We start from the raw sequence: 14,912 nt of genomic DNA, 5'->3' as shown, positions 1-14,912 counted from the left end.
TCATTTTACGAGAATGTCCCTTAAGTCCGTCACGTCCGGTTTCGAACACGCACAGCAACCGTTCGCTGCCATCCTGCTCGAGCGCCGCTTCGACCTCGCGGACGAAGCCGCCACCGATGCGTTCGGCGCACGCTTTGCCCATGCGCTCGAAGTGCACCGCTCACAAACATCCCAGGCAGCCCAAGCCGCGCAGAACGCGCAAGACGCGCGGACACCACGCTTTGACGGCCTGCATGTGCAACTGGTGGGCGAGCTGGGCGCGGGCAAGACTTCGCTCGTGCGCGCCACGCTGCGCGCGCTCGGCCACGCCGGACGCGTGCGCAGCCCCACCTACACGCTCGTCGAGCCCTACACGGTAGAGACGGCGAGCGGCGAACTTCAGCTTTATCACTTCGATCTGTACCGGTTCAGCGATCCGGCCGAATGGGCCGACGCCGGCTTTCGCGAGTATTTCGCGGCCGGCGCGGTGTGTCTCGTCGAGTGGCCGCAACGCGCGGGTGGCCTGCTCGGCGTACCGGACCTCGTGTTCTCGCTCGAACCCGGGAACTACGGCGAGGGCCGCGTACTCACCGCCTATGCATACAGCGCATCGGGAAAGGCATGTCTAGAAAGTTGTTAATCAAACCGTTCCGCACGATCGAATCGGCCGCCACCGCCACGCACAACTGGCGGCGCAGGCAGATCCTGAAGGCGGGCGCGTCCACGCTGGTGCTGGGCCTCGCGGCGCCGCGCCTCGCCTTCGCGACCTCGGTGGTCGGCGTGCGCGTGTGGCCCGCGCGCGATTACACGCGCGTCACGATCGAATCGGATCAGCCGCTCCAGACCACGCAGCAGACGCTGCGCGGCCCGGACCGTCTCGTCGTGGACCTCAACGGTCTCGACCTCGACGACGCCCTGAAGAATCTCGTCTCGAAGATCGCGCCGAACGATCCGCAGATCCAGTCCGTGCGCGTCGGCCAGTATCAGCCGCACGTCGTGCGCATGGTGTTCGATCTCAAGGGCTCGGTGAAGCCGCAGGTGTTCACGCTGCAGCCGGTCGGCACGTACCGTTACCGGCTCGTCTTCGACCTGTACCCCGCCGTCGCGCCCGATCCGCTGATGGAACTGCTCGCGCAGACCGAGAAGAAGCAGGAACAGCTCGACGCGGGAGAGACGATGCGGCACGACGTGCCGCCTTCGACGCTCGCGGGCCCCTCGGCCGCGCCAAACGGACCGTCGGCCGATAACAGCGACGCGTTCTTCGAGCGTTACGCGCAAAACGACGGGGCAAATCCTTCACCCGCTGCGCCTCGCGTACACGCTGCGCGCCCTGCACCGTCCGCGCCGCCGGTCGTCGCGCAACGCACGCCGAAGTCGGCGCTAAAGTCGCCCGCCGCACCCACGTCACCCGCGGCGCCCGCGCTCGCCCAGGACGGCGCACAGAGCGGCGACGACAACTACGGCTTCGTCGCGCCGAAATCCGGCAAGAGCGGCACGGTGCGTCTGTTGACGGTGACGATCGACCCCGGCCACGGCGGCGAAGATCCGGGCGCGATCGGCAGCGCGGGCACCTACGAAAAACACGTGGCGCTCGACATCGCGAAGCGGCTGCGCGCGAAGATCGACGCGCAGCCCAACATGCGCTCGATGATGACGCGCGACGCCGACTTCTTCGTGCCCTTGAACGTGCGCGTGCAGAAGGCGCGGCGCGTGGGCGCGGACCTTTTCGTGTCGATTCACGCGGACGCGTTCACGACGCCGGCCGCGCGCGGCTCGTCGGTGTTCGCGCTATCCGAGCACGGCGCGTCGAGCGCGGCGGCGCGCTGGATGGCGAACAAGGAAAACTCGTCGGACCAGATCGGCGGCATCAACGTGCAGACCGCCGACGCGGCTGTGAACCGCGCGCTCTTCGACATGTCGACCACGGCGCAGATCCGCGATTCGATGCGCTACGGCGGCTTCGTGCTCAACGAGATCGGCGACATCAACAAGCTGCACAAGGGCTCGGTCGAACAGGCGGGCTTCGCGGTGCTCAAGGCGCCCGACATTCCGTCGATCCTCGTCGAGACCGCGTTCATCAGCAACCCGGAAGAAGAGACGAAGCTCAACGACGATGCCTATCGCGACAAGATGGCGAACGCGATTCTCAAGGGCATCAAGCGCTATTTCGCGGCGAATCCGCCGCTCGCGAAAAGCCGCATGACCTGAGGCGCGAGGGGCGCGAGGTACACGAGGGGCGCGAAACCGACGCGCCCCGCCTCGCCGCGAAAACGTCCACAAAAGCGCCCGCGCCGCAGCTCACACCCGCAGTTAACACCCGCCGTTCAAATCTCCCGCGCGGCCGCAAAGCGCTGCCGCACCCAGCCGCCGAAAACATTCACGAAGAGCCCGATCATGACGAGCGCGGCGCCGCCGATTTCGGCGACGGTGAGGCGCTCGCCGAGCATGAGCGATGCCGAAGCGAGCCCGATGATCGGCACGAGCAGCGAGAACGGCGCGACCTGGCTTGCGGGATACTTCGAGATCAGTCGCCCCCAGAGGCTGTAGCCGAGCACGGTCGCAACAAAGGCGAGATAGACGACCGCGAGCACGGAAGACATGCCGATGCCCTCCAGCGCGTGCCCGATGCGCAGCGGCCCCTCGAAGAAGTACGACAGCACGAGAAACGGCAGCGGCGGAATCAGGCTCGCCCAGACGACGAGCCCCACCAGATCGACCCTCCCGACTTTCTTCGTGACGATATTGCCGAGCGCCCACATGACCGATGCGCAAAGCGTGAGGACAAAGCCCGCGATCGTCATGGCCTGCGCGCCGCCGCCCGCCGTCGATTGCATGCCGATCAGCGCAAGGCCGAGCGCCGCGATCGACAGGCCGATCACGTTGCGCGCGTGAAAACGCTCGTGCAGAAAGAGCGCCGCGAAGCCGAGCGTAAAGAACGCCTGCGCCTGGAGCACGACCGAGGCAAGACCGGCCGGCATGCCGACGAACATCGCCGAGAACAGAAACGCGAACTGGCCAAACGAGATCGTCGCGCCGTAGGCAAGCAGCCACTTCAGCGGCACATTCGGACGCTTGACGAACAGCACGGCCGGAAACGCCGCCAGCAAGAAGCGCAGCGCGCCGAGGAGCATCGGCGGCACGCCGTGCAACCCGACCTTGATCACCACGAAATTCACGCCCCACGCCAGCACCACCACCAGCGCAAGCAACAGATCCTTCGGCGACATCGCGCGCTCCAAGTCATTCCAGCCGGATTGGCGAGTGTACCGGGAGCGGCGCAGCCCCGCAGCATCCCCGCAGCAGCCTGTATGGGCGGGCGCTAGAATGTGGACTCGCCCGCATGGCCGCGCCCGCGCGCAAGGCGCGCCAGCCGCCGTCTCCCCTTTCCGTGCTGTCCGACCGTCAAGGAAGCTTTCATGTCCTCATCGATCAAAGTGGTCCTCAAGCCTCACACGCGCGACATCGGCAACCTGCTCGTTCGACACGTGCTCCCCGCACTGGCTGCGCGCCTCGTCGGGCCGTTCATCTTCTTCGATCACATGGGCCCGGCCACGCTCGAAGCGGGCGCGGGCGTCGATGTGCGGCCGCACCCGCACATCGGCCTCGCCACCGTCACCTATCTCTTCGACGGCACGTTCATGCATCGCGACAGCATCGGCTCGCAGCAGAAGATCGTCCCCGGCGATGTGAACTGGATGACCGCCGGGCGCGGCATCGTTCACTCGGAGCGCACGCCGCAGGAAGATCGCGCGAAGGGCTCGACCATCCACGGCATCCAGACCTGGGTGGCGCTGCCGCTCGATCACGAGGACGCCGATCCGTCGTTCTTCCATCACGCCGCGGCCACGCTGCCCGAAATCCGGCGCAACGGCGTCACGCTGCGCGTGATCGCGGGCACGGCGTTCGGCGCAACATCGCCTGTCGAGACCTTTTCGGGCACGCTCTACGTCGCCGCCGACTTCGCGCCGGGCAGCGCCATCGCGCTCGAACCTGAGCACGAGGAGCGCGGCGTGTATCTGGTCGAGGGCGATCTGTCGATCGACGGCATACCGCTCGAAGCCACGACGATGGCCGTGCTCGAACCGGACGAGACCGTCACGCTCGCGAGCGCGAACGGGGCATGCGTGATGCTGCTCGGCGGCGAAAGGCTGGAGGGCGAACGCTTCATCGAGTGGAACTTCGTGGCCAGCTCGCGCGAGAAGATCGAGGCCGCGAAGACCGCGTGGACGCGCCAGGAAATGGGACAGGTCCCCGGCGAAACCGAATGGATTCCGCTGCCGGAAAAGAAGCCGCGGTGAATGGCCGGACGGAGGGCTAGATGGAGGGCTAGATGGAGGGCTGGACAACCGCAGGACGAACGGCGCGCGTGCGCGCGCCAGTTGCCGGGTGCAGAGTACAGGTGCAGGGTGCCGATTGAACTCGAACGTTTCGTCCCCAACTGAAGGCGAGACAGATTCCACCCAACGAGGACGCAATGGATACCACGCTGGCCACTTTTGAAAAAGACGTGATCGAGGCATCGACGCTCGCGCCGGTGCTGATCGACTTCTGGGCGCCCTGGTGCGGCCCGTGCAAGACGCTCGGGCCGATGCTCGAAAAGCTCGAAGCCGAATACGCGGGCAAATGGAAGCTTGCGAAGGTCAACGTCGACGAAAACCAGGAACTCGCCACGCACTTTCAGGTGCGCAGCATTCCGCACGTTGTCGCATTCGTCGACGGACAGCCCGTCGACCAGTTCATCGGCGTGCTGCCCGAAGGCCAGTTGCGCCAGTTCATCGACGGGCTGATCCCGAACGCCGCCGAAGCCGAGCGCCGCACGGCGCAGGAAGCGCTCGCGCAGGGCCGCCGCGACGAAGCCTACGAAGCGCTGCAAGCCGCGCTCGCCTACGATCCGGGCCACGACGAAGCGCGCATGGACCTGATCGAGCTACTGCTCGCCGACAATCGCGGCGACGAAGCGCGCGCGGAAGTCGATCTGCTTTCGCCGAAGATCACGCAGGGCATCGATCCGCGTTTCAACGCGATCAAGACGCGCCTCGACGCACTCGACGCCGCGCTCGACCTGCCGCCCACCGACGCGCTCGAAGCCCAGGTGGCCGCGCATCCGGCGGATCTGGAGGCGCGCTTCGACCTCGCGAACGCGCTGATCGCGCGGCACAAGTTTCCGGGCGCGCTCGAGCAGCTACTGGAAATCGTGAAGCGCGACCGCACGTTCCGCGACGACATTGGCCGCAAGACCATGCTTTCGGTGTTTGATCTCGCGGCGCATCAGCCGCAGCTCGTGAGCGAATGGCGCCGTAAGCTGAGCGCGGTGCTCAACTGAACTGAAGCACCGCCGCGCAGCACGGCACTCAGTCGAAACGAAACACGCACGGCCTTGCACGGGCCGTGCGTTTTTTTGTGCGTTTTTTTGCGCGCGAGGAAACGGCGCGGCCGGTCAGCGCGATCAGCGCGCCGACGCGGCGTGCGCAAGCGTGCGCAACACGTGCGCCGCCGCCGCGAAACCGAAACTCGCCGTCACGCAGACGCTCGATCCAAAACCCGCGCAGTTCAGGCCGACCGGCGCGTGATGCCCCGGCGACGTCACGACGTGCTCGGCCTCGGGATCGACGTCGCACACCGCGGCTTCGGGATAGATGAGCGGCTCGTCCGAATACACGGCGCTCACCTTGAACCTGGCCTTCGGCCCGCGCGGAAAGCCGTGGTGCTTGCGCAACTGGCCGCGCACCTTGGAGAGCAGAGGGTCCTGGATCGTCAGCGCGAGATCATCGATGCGGATGCGCGTCGGGTCGAGCTGGCCGCCCGCGCCGCCCACGGTGATGAGCGGCTGCCGGTGCTCCACGCACCATGCGATCAGCGCCGTTTTCGTGCGCACGCTGTCGATGGCGTCGATCACGTAGTCGAAGCCGCCGCCGAGCACCGCATCGAAATTCGACGGCTCGACGAAATCCTCGACGAGCCGCACGTCGCAGGCCGGGTCGATCAGCTTGATGCGCTCGGCCATGGCCTCGACCTTCGGCTTGCCGTAATTGCCGTCGAGTGCGTGGATCTGGCGGTTGGTGTTGCTTTCGGCGACGTTGTCGAGGTCGATCAGCGTGAGCGTGCCGATCGCGCTGCGCGCGAGCGCCTCGGCAACCCACGACCCGACTCCGCCGATGCCGATCACGGCGATGTGCGCGTGCTCGAACGCCGCGAGCGCCGGTGCGCCGTAAAGCCGCGCGACGCCGCCGAAGCGGCGGGCACGGTCGGCTTCTTCAGCCGCCGGGAGCGCGGTAAGATCCGTTTGCGGCGAAATCGGGGTACTGGACATGTCGGTAGCAGTTCAAAAGCGGACCGCACGCATACTGCCGCGGTCCATGCGAGACCCGTATTTTGCCTGATCGGACGCGATTCGCTGAGCACCGGTACTTGCCTGGCCCCGCGCCTTGCATGTCACGCCGCAGCGGTGCGCAGTGTTTTGCGTCCTTCGCCCTATTTGTCCGCATGGAAGTGCCTGCCTAAAACATGACGACTCTCGCCGACCTCCGCAAAACCTACTCGCTCGGCTCGCTCGACGCCGCCGATGTCGATCCCGATCCCATCCGCCAGTTCCAGACCTGGCTTGCCCAGGCGCTCGACGCGAAGCTGCCCGAGCCCAACACGATGACCGTCGCGACCGTCGACGCCGAAGGCCGCCCGAGCGCGCGCATTCTGCTCATCAAGGGTGTCGATGAGCGCGGCTTCGTGTTCTACACGAACTACGAGAGCCACAAGGGCCACGATCTCACCGCCAATCCGCACGCGTGCCTGCTTTTTTACTGGATCGAGCTGGAGCGCCAGGTGCGCATCAACGGCAAGGTCGAGAAGACCACCGACGCCGAAAGCGACGAGTATTTCCACTCCCGGCCGCTCGGTTCGCGCATCGGCGCGTGGGCGTCGCAACAGAGCACGGTGATCGGCAGCCGCGCGGAGCTTGAAGCGCGCGAGCGCGAGTTCGGCGCGAAGTTCGGCGAGAATCCGCCGCGCCCGCCGCACTGGGGCGGCTTCCGGCTCGTGCCGGATACCGTCGAATTCTGGCAGGGCCGCCCGTCGCGGCTGCACGACCGCATCCGTTACTCGCGTGAGAGCGAAGGCGCTGCGTGGCGCATCGAGCGCCTCGCGCCGTAAGCGCCCGGCATCGGCGGGCTGGCCGCGCAATCCGGCGAACCACGGGCGGTTGACGCCGGACGCACACGACCGCACCATGCGCACACGCTCGACATCTGGGCGCAGAACTTCGAAGCGCACACGTATGAACGACCGAGACGCCCCGGCCCCGGCAGCCACCATCGACACGACGGCCGAAGCGTATAGCGCCGCCGAGGCCAACAGGGCCAACGCGGCCAACACGTCGGATAAGCCGCAAGCCGATCTGTTCGGCTTCGTCGCGCCCGAACCGGCGCCTAAAACGCCCGCGCCACGGCCCGCGCGCGCGAAGCGCGACCCTGAGCCCGCGCCCATAACCGCTGAATTCGCCGAATTCTCAGGATTTCCCGCAGCGAGCGCAACCCGCCCGGCCGCGCCGGCCGCCCCGAAGCGCTGCGCCCGCGGCGTCCTCCCGGTCGTGGCCGACGAGGCCACGCTCGCCCTCGCCGCCGGATTGCCGCCGCAGGTGCGCCTCGGCACGTCGTCGTGGTCGTTTCCGGGCTGGCGCGGCATTGTCTACAGCGACGACTACAGCAACGCCAAACTGGCCCGCGACGGTTTGACGGCCTACGCCGTGCATCCGCTGCTGCGATCCGTCAGCATCGACCGGTCGTTCTACGCACCGCTCTCCATCGCCGAATATCTGCGTTACGCGCAGCAGGTGCCTGACGACTTCCGCTTCATCGTGAAGGCGCCCGCCTCGATCACCGACGCCAGCGTGCGCGGCGAGCGCGGCGAACCGGTCGCGGCAAACCCGTGCTTCCTGAACGCGCAACTGGCGGCGAGCGAGTTCGTCGAGCCCTGTCTCACGGGACTCGGCGCAAAGGCCGGCGCACTCGTGTTCCAGTTCCCGCCGCTGCCCGATCAGCTGCTCGCCGATCCAGCCGCGTTCGTCGAGCGCCTCCAAGCGTTCCTGATGGCGCTGCCGCCGCTGCGATCCGCACCCGACGGCCCGTGCTACGCCGTCGAGATCCGCGATGCGAGCCTGCTCACGCCGCGCTTCGTGCGCATGCTGCGCGCGGCAGGCGCACGTTACTGCGTGGGGCTGCACGCGCGCATGCCGGACCCGCTGCGACAGGCCGCGGCGCTCGCGCTGATGGACGGCGAAACGCCCGCCGGTCCGCTGATCGTGCGCTGGAGCCTGCACAGCGGCTTTCGCTACGAACAGGCGAAGGCGCGTTACGAACCGTTCGACAAGCTCGTCGACGAAGACCCGCACACGCGCGACGCGCTCGCGGAACTGGCCGCGCGCTACGCGCTTGCGGGGCAGAGCGTGCTGATCTCGACGAACAACAAGGCGGAGGGCTCGTCGCCGCTGTCGTGCGCGAAGCTGGCGCAATCGATCGCCGACGAGTTTTTGCGGTTACAGGGGGAAACGGCAAGCGGCGACGCCGACGCAACTCAAGAAGAGCACCACGCGACCGCGCGGCCCGGCCACGACGAGCCGGGCGCGGCAGACGACTGAAAACGGGCGACCGACAAGTGCGGCTGCACGCGCACCCCGCGTCGGCACAAAAAAAGAGCGGGAAACGCCCATGCGCCCCGCTCCTTCGGACCCGCGAACGCCGCGCAAAGCGCAGCGTCACATCACATCACGTCACTCCGGCTTGAGCCGGTGCACGAACTTCTGGCGGAATTTGGCGACCTTCGGCGCGACCACCGCCGCGCAATAGCCCTGATCCGCGTGCTGCGCGAAGTAGTTCTGGTGATACGCCTCGGCAGGGAAATAGTTGCCGTCGAGCGGCAGCACCTGGGTGACGATCTGCCCGTCGAACACGCCTTCCGCCGCGATCTCGCGGATCGCCTGCAGCGCCGTCTCGCGCTGCGCCTCGGAGTGCGTGAAGATCACCGAGCGGTACTGCTGGCCGACGTCGTTGCCCTGCCGGTTGAGCTGGGTGGGATCGTGGATACCGAAGAAGATGTCGAGGATCTCGCGGTAGCCGATCTTCACCGGATCGAACGTCACGTTGACGACCTCCGCATGCCCCGTCTGGCCGTCGCAGACCTGCTCGTAGCTCGGGTCGGCGACGTGGCCGCCCGCATAGCCCGACTCCACCGCAAGCACGCCTTCCACGCGCAGATACACGGCTTCGAGGCACCAGAAACATCCGCCGCCAAGCGTGGCCGTTTCGACTGTCTGATTCATGCTGCTCACTCCTTGAATGCGGTCCGCCAGACGCGACCGGGGCTGGAAACAGCCGTGCCAGCCGGGCGGCCATCGGCTGCTTCCGCTAGAATTGCGACAATTCGCCGCTCTTTCACATGATGTTGATTCCGACTTTCGCTTCCATCGCGCCGCGTGCGCGCCCCGCAAACGGAGCCGCGCTCCGATGACCCGCCGCGCCAGCCCGCCCAATTTCGACGACGCCGCCTTTCGCCGCGCGCTCGGCCAGTTTGCGACCGGCGTCACGGTGATCACGACACGCGTGCCCAACGGCCCGCTGATCGGCATCACCGCGAGTTCGTTCAACTCCGTGTCGATGAATCCGCCGCTCGTGCTGTGGAGCCTCGCCACGCGTTCGGCTTCGATGTCGGTGTTCCGCGCGAACAGCCATTATGTGGTGAATGTGCTCGCCGCGTCGCAGCTCGACCTGTGCAAGCGTTTTGCGACAGTGAAGGGCGACCGGTTCGAAGGCGTCGCGCACGCGGCCGGCGACAGCGGCATGCCCGTGCTCGACGGCGCACTCGCCTGGTTCGAGTGCCACAACCGCAGCCGCTACGACGAAGGCGACCACGTGATCTTCGTCGGCGAGGTCGAGCGCTGCGGCGTGCGCGAGGACCTCGCCCATGCGCCGCCGCTCGTCTACCACGGCGGCGGCTTCCACCAGATCGAGCCGCTCTGAGCGCACGCGGGTACGGCCGGCCTCACGCAGCGGCGCTCTTCGGCTCGCGCTGCTGGATCAGATCGACGGGGACGCCCGACTCCACCTTCAGCGTCGTGAGCACGATGTTCGAGCGGATGTCCATCACGCCCGGCGCCTTGTACAGCTTGTTGAGCACGAAATCGGAATAGTGCTTGAGATTGTGGGCGAGCACACGCAGCAGATAATGCGTCTCGCCCGTCACGACATACGCGCCCACCACCTCCGGCCAGTCGCGCAGCGCGCTCACGAAACGCTCGTGCCAGCTTTCCTGGTCGTTGCGCATCGAGACCTGCACGAACGCCTCCATCTCGAAGCCGAGAATCTCCCGGTTCAGGCACGCGCGATAGCGCTCCACCACTCCCTGTTCTTCAAGTAGCCGCAGCCTGCGCAGGCACGCCGATGGCGAGAGCGAAATGCGTTCGGCAAGATCGAGGTTGCTGATTCTGCCCTCGTTTTGCAGCACGGCGAGAATACGGCAATCGGTAGCATCGAGCGAGATTGCATTCATATTTGGTCCCCATTCCCGACTTGTTTTGAATTATCTGCCAACAGTTATAGTCGGCGGCGTTTTTTAAGCAAGCACATTTCACTCCAGCTTGCCTATCATTCGATAGCATAGGCCGCGCATATCGATCAATGTCATGAACAATATCTGGGATATTTCCCCGCCAATCCATCCCGGCACGCCCGTCTGGCCCGGCGATACGCCGGTCGGCGTGGAACGCATCTGGCGCATGGAGGCTGGTTCGCCTGTGAACGTCGCACGCGTGACGCTCTCGCCGCATACCGGCGCGCACACCGACGCACCGCTGCATTACGACCAGGACGGCGCGCCGATCGGCGCGGTCGCGCTCGACGCCTATCTCGGCGCATGCCGCGTGATCCATTGCATCGGCGCGGCGCCGCTCGTGCAGCCCGCGCACATCGCACATGCACTCGACGATCTGCCGCCGCGCGTGCTGCTGCGCACCTATGCGCAGGCGAGCGTCGAGCGCTGGGACAGCGCGTTCTGCGCCGTCGCGCCCGAGACGATCGACCTGCTGGCCGCGCGCGGCGTGCGGCTGATCGGCATCGACACGCCGTCGCTCGATCCGCAGGATTCGAAGACGATGGACGCGCACCACCGGATCCGCGCGCATCGCATGGCGATTCTCGAAGGCATCGTGCTCGACGCCGTCGCGCCGGGCGATTACGAGCTGATCGCGCTGCCGCTCAAGTTCGCCACGCTCGATGCGAGCCCCGTGCGCGCCGTGCTGCGCGCGCTGCCTCGCACGGCATAAACACGCTGCACGAACCATCCCTGAGTTTCATCCACATTGCCAACCGCCCAACCGCAAACGCAACCACCCATGACTAACAGGAACGAAGCGCGGAACGAAACGCGCACCGAAGCCGAAGCACTCGACCGCGCCGACCCGCTCGCCGCCCTGCGCGACCAGTTCGCGCTCGCGCCCGACACGATCTACCTCGACGGCAACTCGCTCGGCGTGCCGCCCAAAGCCGCCGCCGCGCGCGCGCAGGCCGTGATCGGCGCGGAATGGGGCAACGGCCTGATCCGCAGCTGGAACACCGCAGGCTGGTTCGCGCTGCCACGCCGGCTCGGCAACAAGCTGGGCGCGCTGATCGGCGCGGGCGAGGACGAGGTGGTCGTCACCGATACGATCTCCGTGAATCTCTTCAAGGTGCTCTCGGCGGCGCTGCGCGTGCAGGCGCAGCGCGATCCGAAGCGCCGCGTGATCGTCTCCGAGCGCGCGAACTTCCCGACCGACCTCTATATCGCGCAGGGCCTCATCGAACAGCTCGACCGCGGCTATGAACTGCGCCTCGTCGACGATCCCACCGAGCTGCCCGCCGCGCTCACCGACGATGTCGCCGTCGCGATGATTACGCACGTGAACTACCGCACGGGCTACATGCACGACATGGCCGCGCTCACCGAACTGATCCATGCGCGCGGCGCGCTCGCGCTGTGGGATCTCGCACATTCGGCGGGCGCGGTCGGCGTCGCGCTGAACGACGCGAACGCCGATTACGCCGTGGGCTGCACCTACAAGTACCTTAACGGCGGCCCGGGCTCGCCCGCGTTCGTCTGGGTGCCCAAACGGCACCAGAACGCCTTCTCGCAGCCGCTATCCGGCTGGTGGGGCCACAAGAAGCCCTTCGAGATGAGCCCCGACTACCGCCCGGACGACGGCATTGGCCGCTTCCTGTGCGGCACGCAGCCGATCGTTTCGATGGCGCTCGTCGAATGCGGCCTCGACGTGTTCCTGCAGACCGACATGGCAGCGGTGCGCCGCAAGTCGCTGGCGCTGACCGATCGCTTCATCGAACTGGTCGAGACGCGCTGCGCGGGTCTCGACCTCGCGCTCGTCACGCCGCGCGAGCACGCGCAGCGCGGCTCGCACGTAAGCTTCGAGCACCCGCATGGCTATGAGGTGATGCAGGCGCTGATCGCGCGTGGCGTGATCGGCGACTATCGCGAGCCGCGCGTGCTGCGCTTCGGCTTCACGCCGCTCTACGTGCGCTTCGTGGATGTGTGGGACGCCGTCGAGACGCTGCGCGACGTGCTCACGACCGAATCCTGGCGCAAGCCCGAATTCGCCGCGCGCGGCGCGGTGACCTGATTGACATGGAATGGGACGTGGCGCCGAAGCGCCAGATCCCGTCGAGAGGAGACGAACTTGACCGATCACATGCAGATTCCCGGTATGCCGGACGCCATCGACGCCGCGGCTGCGCCGCGCGGCACTTGCCCCGTCGCGAGCGCTCCGGCGGCGGCGGCCGCAGCGAGTACGGCGGGTGCAGCGGGCACAGCAGGAGAAGCAGGCGAAGCTGGCTGGCACGACGCAAAGCTCGACTTTTCGAAGTCGATGAGCTACGGCGACTATCTCTCGCTCGATGCGGTGCTGAACGCCCAGCATCCGCTCTCGCCCGACCACAACGAGATGCTGTTCATCGTGCAGCATCAGACGAGCGAGCTATGGATGAAGCTCGCGCTGTACGAACTGCGCGCGGCGCTCGCGAACGTGCATCGCGATGAACTGCCGCCCGCCTTCAAGCAGCTGGCGCGCGTGTCGCGGATCATGGAGCAGCTCGTGCAGGCGTGGAGCGTGTTGTCGACGCTCACGCCCTCCGAGTACACGGCGATGCGGCCTTACCTCGGCAGTTCTTCCGGGTTTCAGTCGTACCAGTACCGGCAGATCGAATTTCTGCTCGGCAACAAGAACGTGCAGATGCTCAAGCCGCACGAGCACCGGCCCGAGATTCTGAAGCAGGTGAAAGACACGCTGGAAGCGCCGTCGTTCTACGACGAAGTGATCCGCCTGCTCGCGCGGCGCGGATTCGCCATCGCGCCGGAGCGGCTCACGTGCGACTGGACGCTGCCCACCGCGCACGATCCGTCCGTCGAAGCGGCCTGGCTCGAAATCTATCGCAACCCTTCGCAGTACTGGGACTTGTATGAGATGGCCGAGGAACTCGTCGATCTCGAAGACGCGTTCCGGCAGTGGCGCTTCCGCCACGTGACGACCGTCGAGCGGATCATCGGCTTCAAGCAGGGCACGGGCGGAACGAGCGGTGCGCCTTATCTGCGCAAGATGCTCGATATCGTGCTGTTCCCCGAGCTTTGGCACGTGCGCACCGTGCTGTAACGCAGCCAGCGCGGGCTCTTAGACGTCCCGAAACGCCCTGAAACGACTTCGCGCCGGTGAGGCAAGCCCTGATGGGCCAACCTCACCGGCGCGAATTTTTTTCGAGCCGATCAAGCGAATTCGGCGATTTCAGCGGGCCGATGGCGCGTGGACGCGCCGCGGCCTGGCTGTTTTAGACCACCACGGTCTGCGCTTCGCCTGCCTTGCTCTCGCGCACGACACCGATCTTCCACACCTGCTCGCCTGCGGCGGCAAGCTGCGCGACGGCCTGATCGGCCTGATCAGCGGACACAACCACGGCCATGCCGATGCCGCAGTTGAACACGCGATGCATTTCCGCATCGGCGACGCCGCCGTGCTGCTGCAGCCACGAGAAGAGCGGCGGCAGCGGCCAGGCCTGGTGATCGAGTTCTGCGGTCAGACCTTCGCGCAGCACGCGCGGAATGTTCTCGACCAGCCCGCCGCCCGTGATGTGCGCCATGCCCTTCACCGTCACCTGCTGCATCAGCGCGAGCAGCGGCTTCACGTAGATGCGCGTGGGCGCCATCAGCGCGTCGGCGAGCGAGCGGCCGTGGAAGTCGGCGTTGAGATCCGGATTTGCGCGCTCGATGATCTTGCGCACGAGCGAGAAGCCGTTCGAATGGATGCCGCTCGAAGCGAGACCCAGCACCACGTCGCCCGGGGTGATCGTGCTGCCGTCGATGATCTTGCTTTTCTCGACCGCGCCGACCGCGAAGCCCGCGAGGTCGTATTCGCCGTCCGGGTACATGCCCGGCATTTCGGCGGTTTCGCCGCCGATCAGCGCGCAACCCGACAGCTCGCAGCCGTGCGCGATGCCTTTCACGACCGTCGCGGCCGTGTCGACATCGAGCTTGCCGCACGCGAAATAGTCGAGGAAGAAGAGCGGTTCGGCGCCTTGCACGAGGATGTCGTTGACGCTCATCGCGACGAGATCCTGGCCGACCGTGTCGTGTTTGTTCAGATGAAAGGCGAGGCGCAGCTTCGTGCCGACGCCGTCGGTGCCCGACACAAGCACGGGCTCCTTGTACTTCTTCGGCACTTCGAACAGCGCGCCGAACCCGCCGATGCCGCCCATCACGCCTTCGCGCAGCGTCTTCTTCGCGAAGGGCTTGATGCGATCGACGAGCGCGTCGCCCGCGTCGATGTCCACGCCGGCATCGCGGTACGAGAGGCCCTGGGCGCCGGCGGCCTGGTCGGATTTCGGTTGATTCATGGGGAAGTGCCAGAAGGTCGG

At 66.6% G+C, this 14,912-nt stretch carries 15 protein-coding genes; 10 read left to right on the top strand and 5 right to left on the bottom strand.

Annotated elements, in window-relative coordinates:
* Positions 1–13: 13 nt before the first annotated feature.
* Both tsaE and ACFPTO_RS14925 read left to right on the top strand, forming a co-directional pair.
* Positions 14–619 (top strand): tRNA (adenosine(37)-N6)-threonylcarbamoyltransferase complex ATPase subunit type 1 TsaE, encoded by a 606-nt coding sequence (gene tsaE, locus ACFPTO_RS14930; RefSeq protein ID WP_377712251.1) that lies wholly within the window; start codon positions 14–16, stop codon positions 617–619.
* Positions 601–2,187 (top strand): N-acetylmuramoyl-L-alanine amidase, encoded by a 1,587-nt coding sequence (locus tag ACFPTO_RS14925; protein WP_377712249.1) that lies wholly within the window; start codon positions 601–603, stop codon positions 2,185–2,187. The genes tsaE and ACFPTO_RS14925 overlap by 19 nt, the downstream gene beginning before the upstream one ends.
* A 116-nt stretch (positions 2,188–2,303) precedes the next feature.
* On the opposite strand, the gene ACFPTO_RS14920 is transcribed toward ACFPTO_RS14925, so the two are convergent.
* Positions 2,304–3,206 carry an EamA family transporter gene (locus ACFPTO_RS14920; RefSeq protein ID WP_377712247.1) on the bottom strand — a complete coding sequence of 301 codons (903 nt, stop codon included), beginning with the start codon at positions 3,204–3,206 and terminating at the stop codon, positions 2,304–2,306.
* A gap of 189 nt (positions 3,207–3,395) precedes the next feature.
* Here ACFPTO_RS14920 and ACFPTO_RS14915 point away from each other — a divergent pair, with 189 nt between their 5' ends.
* Together ACFPTO_RS14915 and trxA are read left to right on the top strand one after the other, a co-directional pair.
* Positions 3,396–4,277 (top strand): pirin family protein, encoded by an 882-nt coding sequence (locus ACFPTO_RS14915; protein ID WP_377712246.1) that lies wholly within the window; start codon positions 3,396–3,398, stop codon positions 4,275–4,277.
* A 176-nt stretch (positions 4,278–4,453) separates the two neighbouring features.
* Positions 4,454–5,302: a thioredoxin gene (trxA, locus tag ACFPTO_RS14910; protein WP_377712244.1), complete on the top strand. Its 849-nt coding sequence runs from the start codon at positions 4,454–4,456 to the stop codon at positions 5,300–5,302.
* 123 nt (positions 5,303–5,425) lie between these two features.
* Here trxA and ACFPTO_RS14905 read toward each other — a convergent pair whose 3' ends face one another.
* Positions 5,426–6,289, bottom strand: coding sequence for a tRNA threonylcarbamoyladenosine dehydratase (locus ACFPTO_RS14905; protein ID WP_377712243.1), 864 nt, complete (start codon positions 6,287–6,289; stop codon positions 5,426–5,428).
* A gap of 194 nt (positions 6,290–6,483) precedes the next feature.
* Here ACFPTO_RS14905 and pdxH point away from each other — a divergent pair, with 194 nt between their 5' ends.
* The gene (pdxH, locus tag ACFPTO_RS14900) at positions 6,484–7,125 is read left to right on the top strand and encodes a pyridoxamine 5'-phosphate oxidase (protein ID WP_377712241.1); all 642 of its coding nucleotides are present in this window, start codon (positions 6,484–6,486) and stop codon (positions 7,123–7,125) included.
* Positions 7,126–7,249: 124 nt separating this feature from the next.
* On the top strand, positions 7,250–8,608 hold the full coding sequence (locus ACFPTO_RS14895; RefSeq protein ID WP_377712239.1) for a DUF72 domain-containing protein: 1,359 nt from the start codon (positions 7,250–7,252) through the stop codon (positions 8,606–8,608).
* Positions 8,609–8,740: 132 nt separating this feature from the next.
* On the opposite strand, the gene msrA is transcribed toward ACFPTO_RS14895, so the two are convergent.
* A complete protein-coding gene (gene msrA, locus ACFPTO_RS14890; RefSeq protein ID WP_377712237.1) occupies positions 8,741–9,289 on the bottom strand; it encodes a peptide-methionine (S)-S-oxide reductase MsrA in 549 nt (182 codons plus the stop codon).
* A 184-nt stretch (positions 9,290–9,473) separates the two neighbouring features.
* On the opposite strand from msrA, the gene ACFPTO_RS14885 reads away from it, so the two are divergent.
* The gene (locus tag ACFPTO_RS14885) at positions 9,474–9,986 is read left to right on the top strand and encodes a flavin reductase family protein (RefSeq protein ID WP_296652371.1); all 513 of its coding nucleotides are present in this window, start codon (positions 9,474–9,476) and stop codon (positions 9,984–9,986) included.
* A 22-nt stretch (positions 9,987–10,008) separates the two neighbouring features.
* Here ACFPTO_RS14885 and ACFPTO_RS14880 read toward each other — a convergent pair whose 3' ends face one another.
* The gene (locus ACFPTO_RS14880; protein ID WP_377712236.1) at positions 10,009–10,515 is read right to left on the bottom strand and encodes an Lrp/AsnC family transcriptional regulator; all 507 of its coding nucleotides are present in this window, start codon (positions 10,513–10,515) and stop codon (positions 10,009–10,011) included.
* A gap of 133 nt (positions 10,516–10,648) precedes the next feature.
* Between ACFPTO_RS14880 and kynB the strand changes: the two genes are divergently transcribed.
* The 3 genes from kynB (at position 10,649) to kynA (ending at position 13,657) form a co-directional block, all read left to right on the top strand.
* Positions 10,649–11,287 (top strand): arylformamidase, encoded by a 639-nt coding sequence (gene kynB / locus ACFPTO_RS14875; protein WP_377712234.1) that lies wholly within the window; start codon positions 10,649–10,651, stop codon positions 11,285–11,287.
* Positions 11,288–11,356: 69 nt separating this feature from the next.
* On the top strand, positions 11,357–12,631 hold the full coding sequence (gene kynU, locus ACFPTO_RS14870; protein ID WP_377712233.1) for a kynureninase: 1,275 nt from the start codon (positions 11,357–11,359) through the stop codon (positions 12,629–12,631).
* 57 nt (positions 12,632–12,688) lie between these two features.
* Positions 12,689–13,657: a tryptophan 2,3-dioxygenase gene (gene kynA, locus ACFPTO_RS14865; RefSeq protein ID WP_377712231.1), complete on the top strand. Its 969-nt coding sequence runs from the start codon at positions 12,689–12,691 to the stop codon at positions 13,655–13,657.
* A gap of 172 nt (positions 13,658–13,829) precedes the next feature.
* On the opposite strand, the gene purM is transcribed toward kynA, so the two are convergent.
* Positions 13,830–14,891, bottom strand: coding sequence for a phosphoribosylformylglycinamidine cyclo-ligase (purM, locus tag ACFPTO_RS14860; protein ID WP_377712229.1), 1,062 nt, complete (start codon positions 14,889–14,891; stop codon positions 13,830–13,832).
* Positions 14,892–14,912 lie beyond the last annotated feature (21 nt).

The sequence above is a fragment of the Paraburkholderia denitrificans genome, assembly GCF_042655705.1.
Taxonomy (GTDB): Bacteria; Pseudomonadota; Gammaproteobacteria; order Burkholderiales; family Burkholderiaceae; genus Paraburkholderia; species Paraburkholderia denitrificans.
The sequence above is the reverse complement of the archived record's forward strand: the minus strand, read 5'-3'. Positions and strand labels throughout refer to the sequence as shown.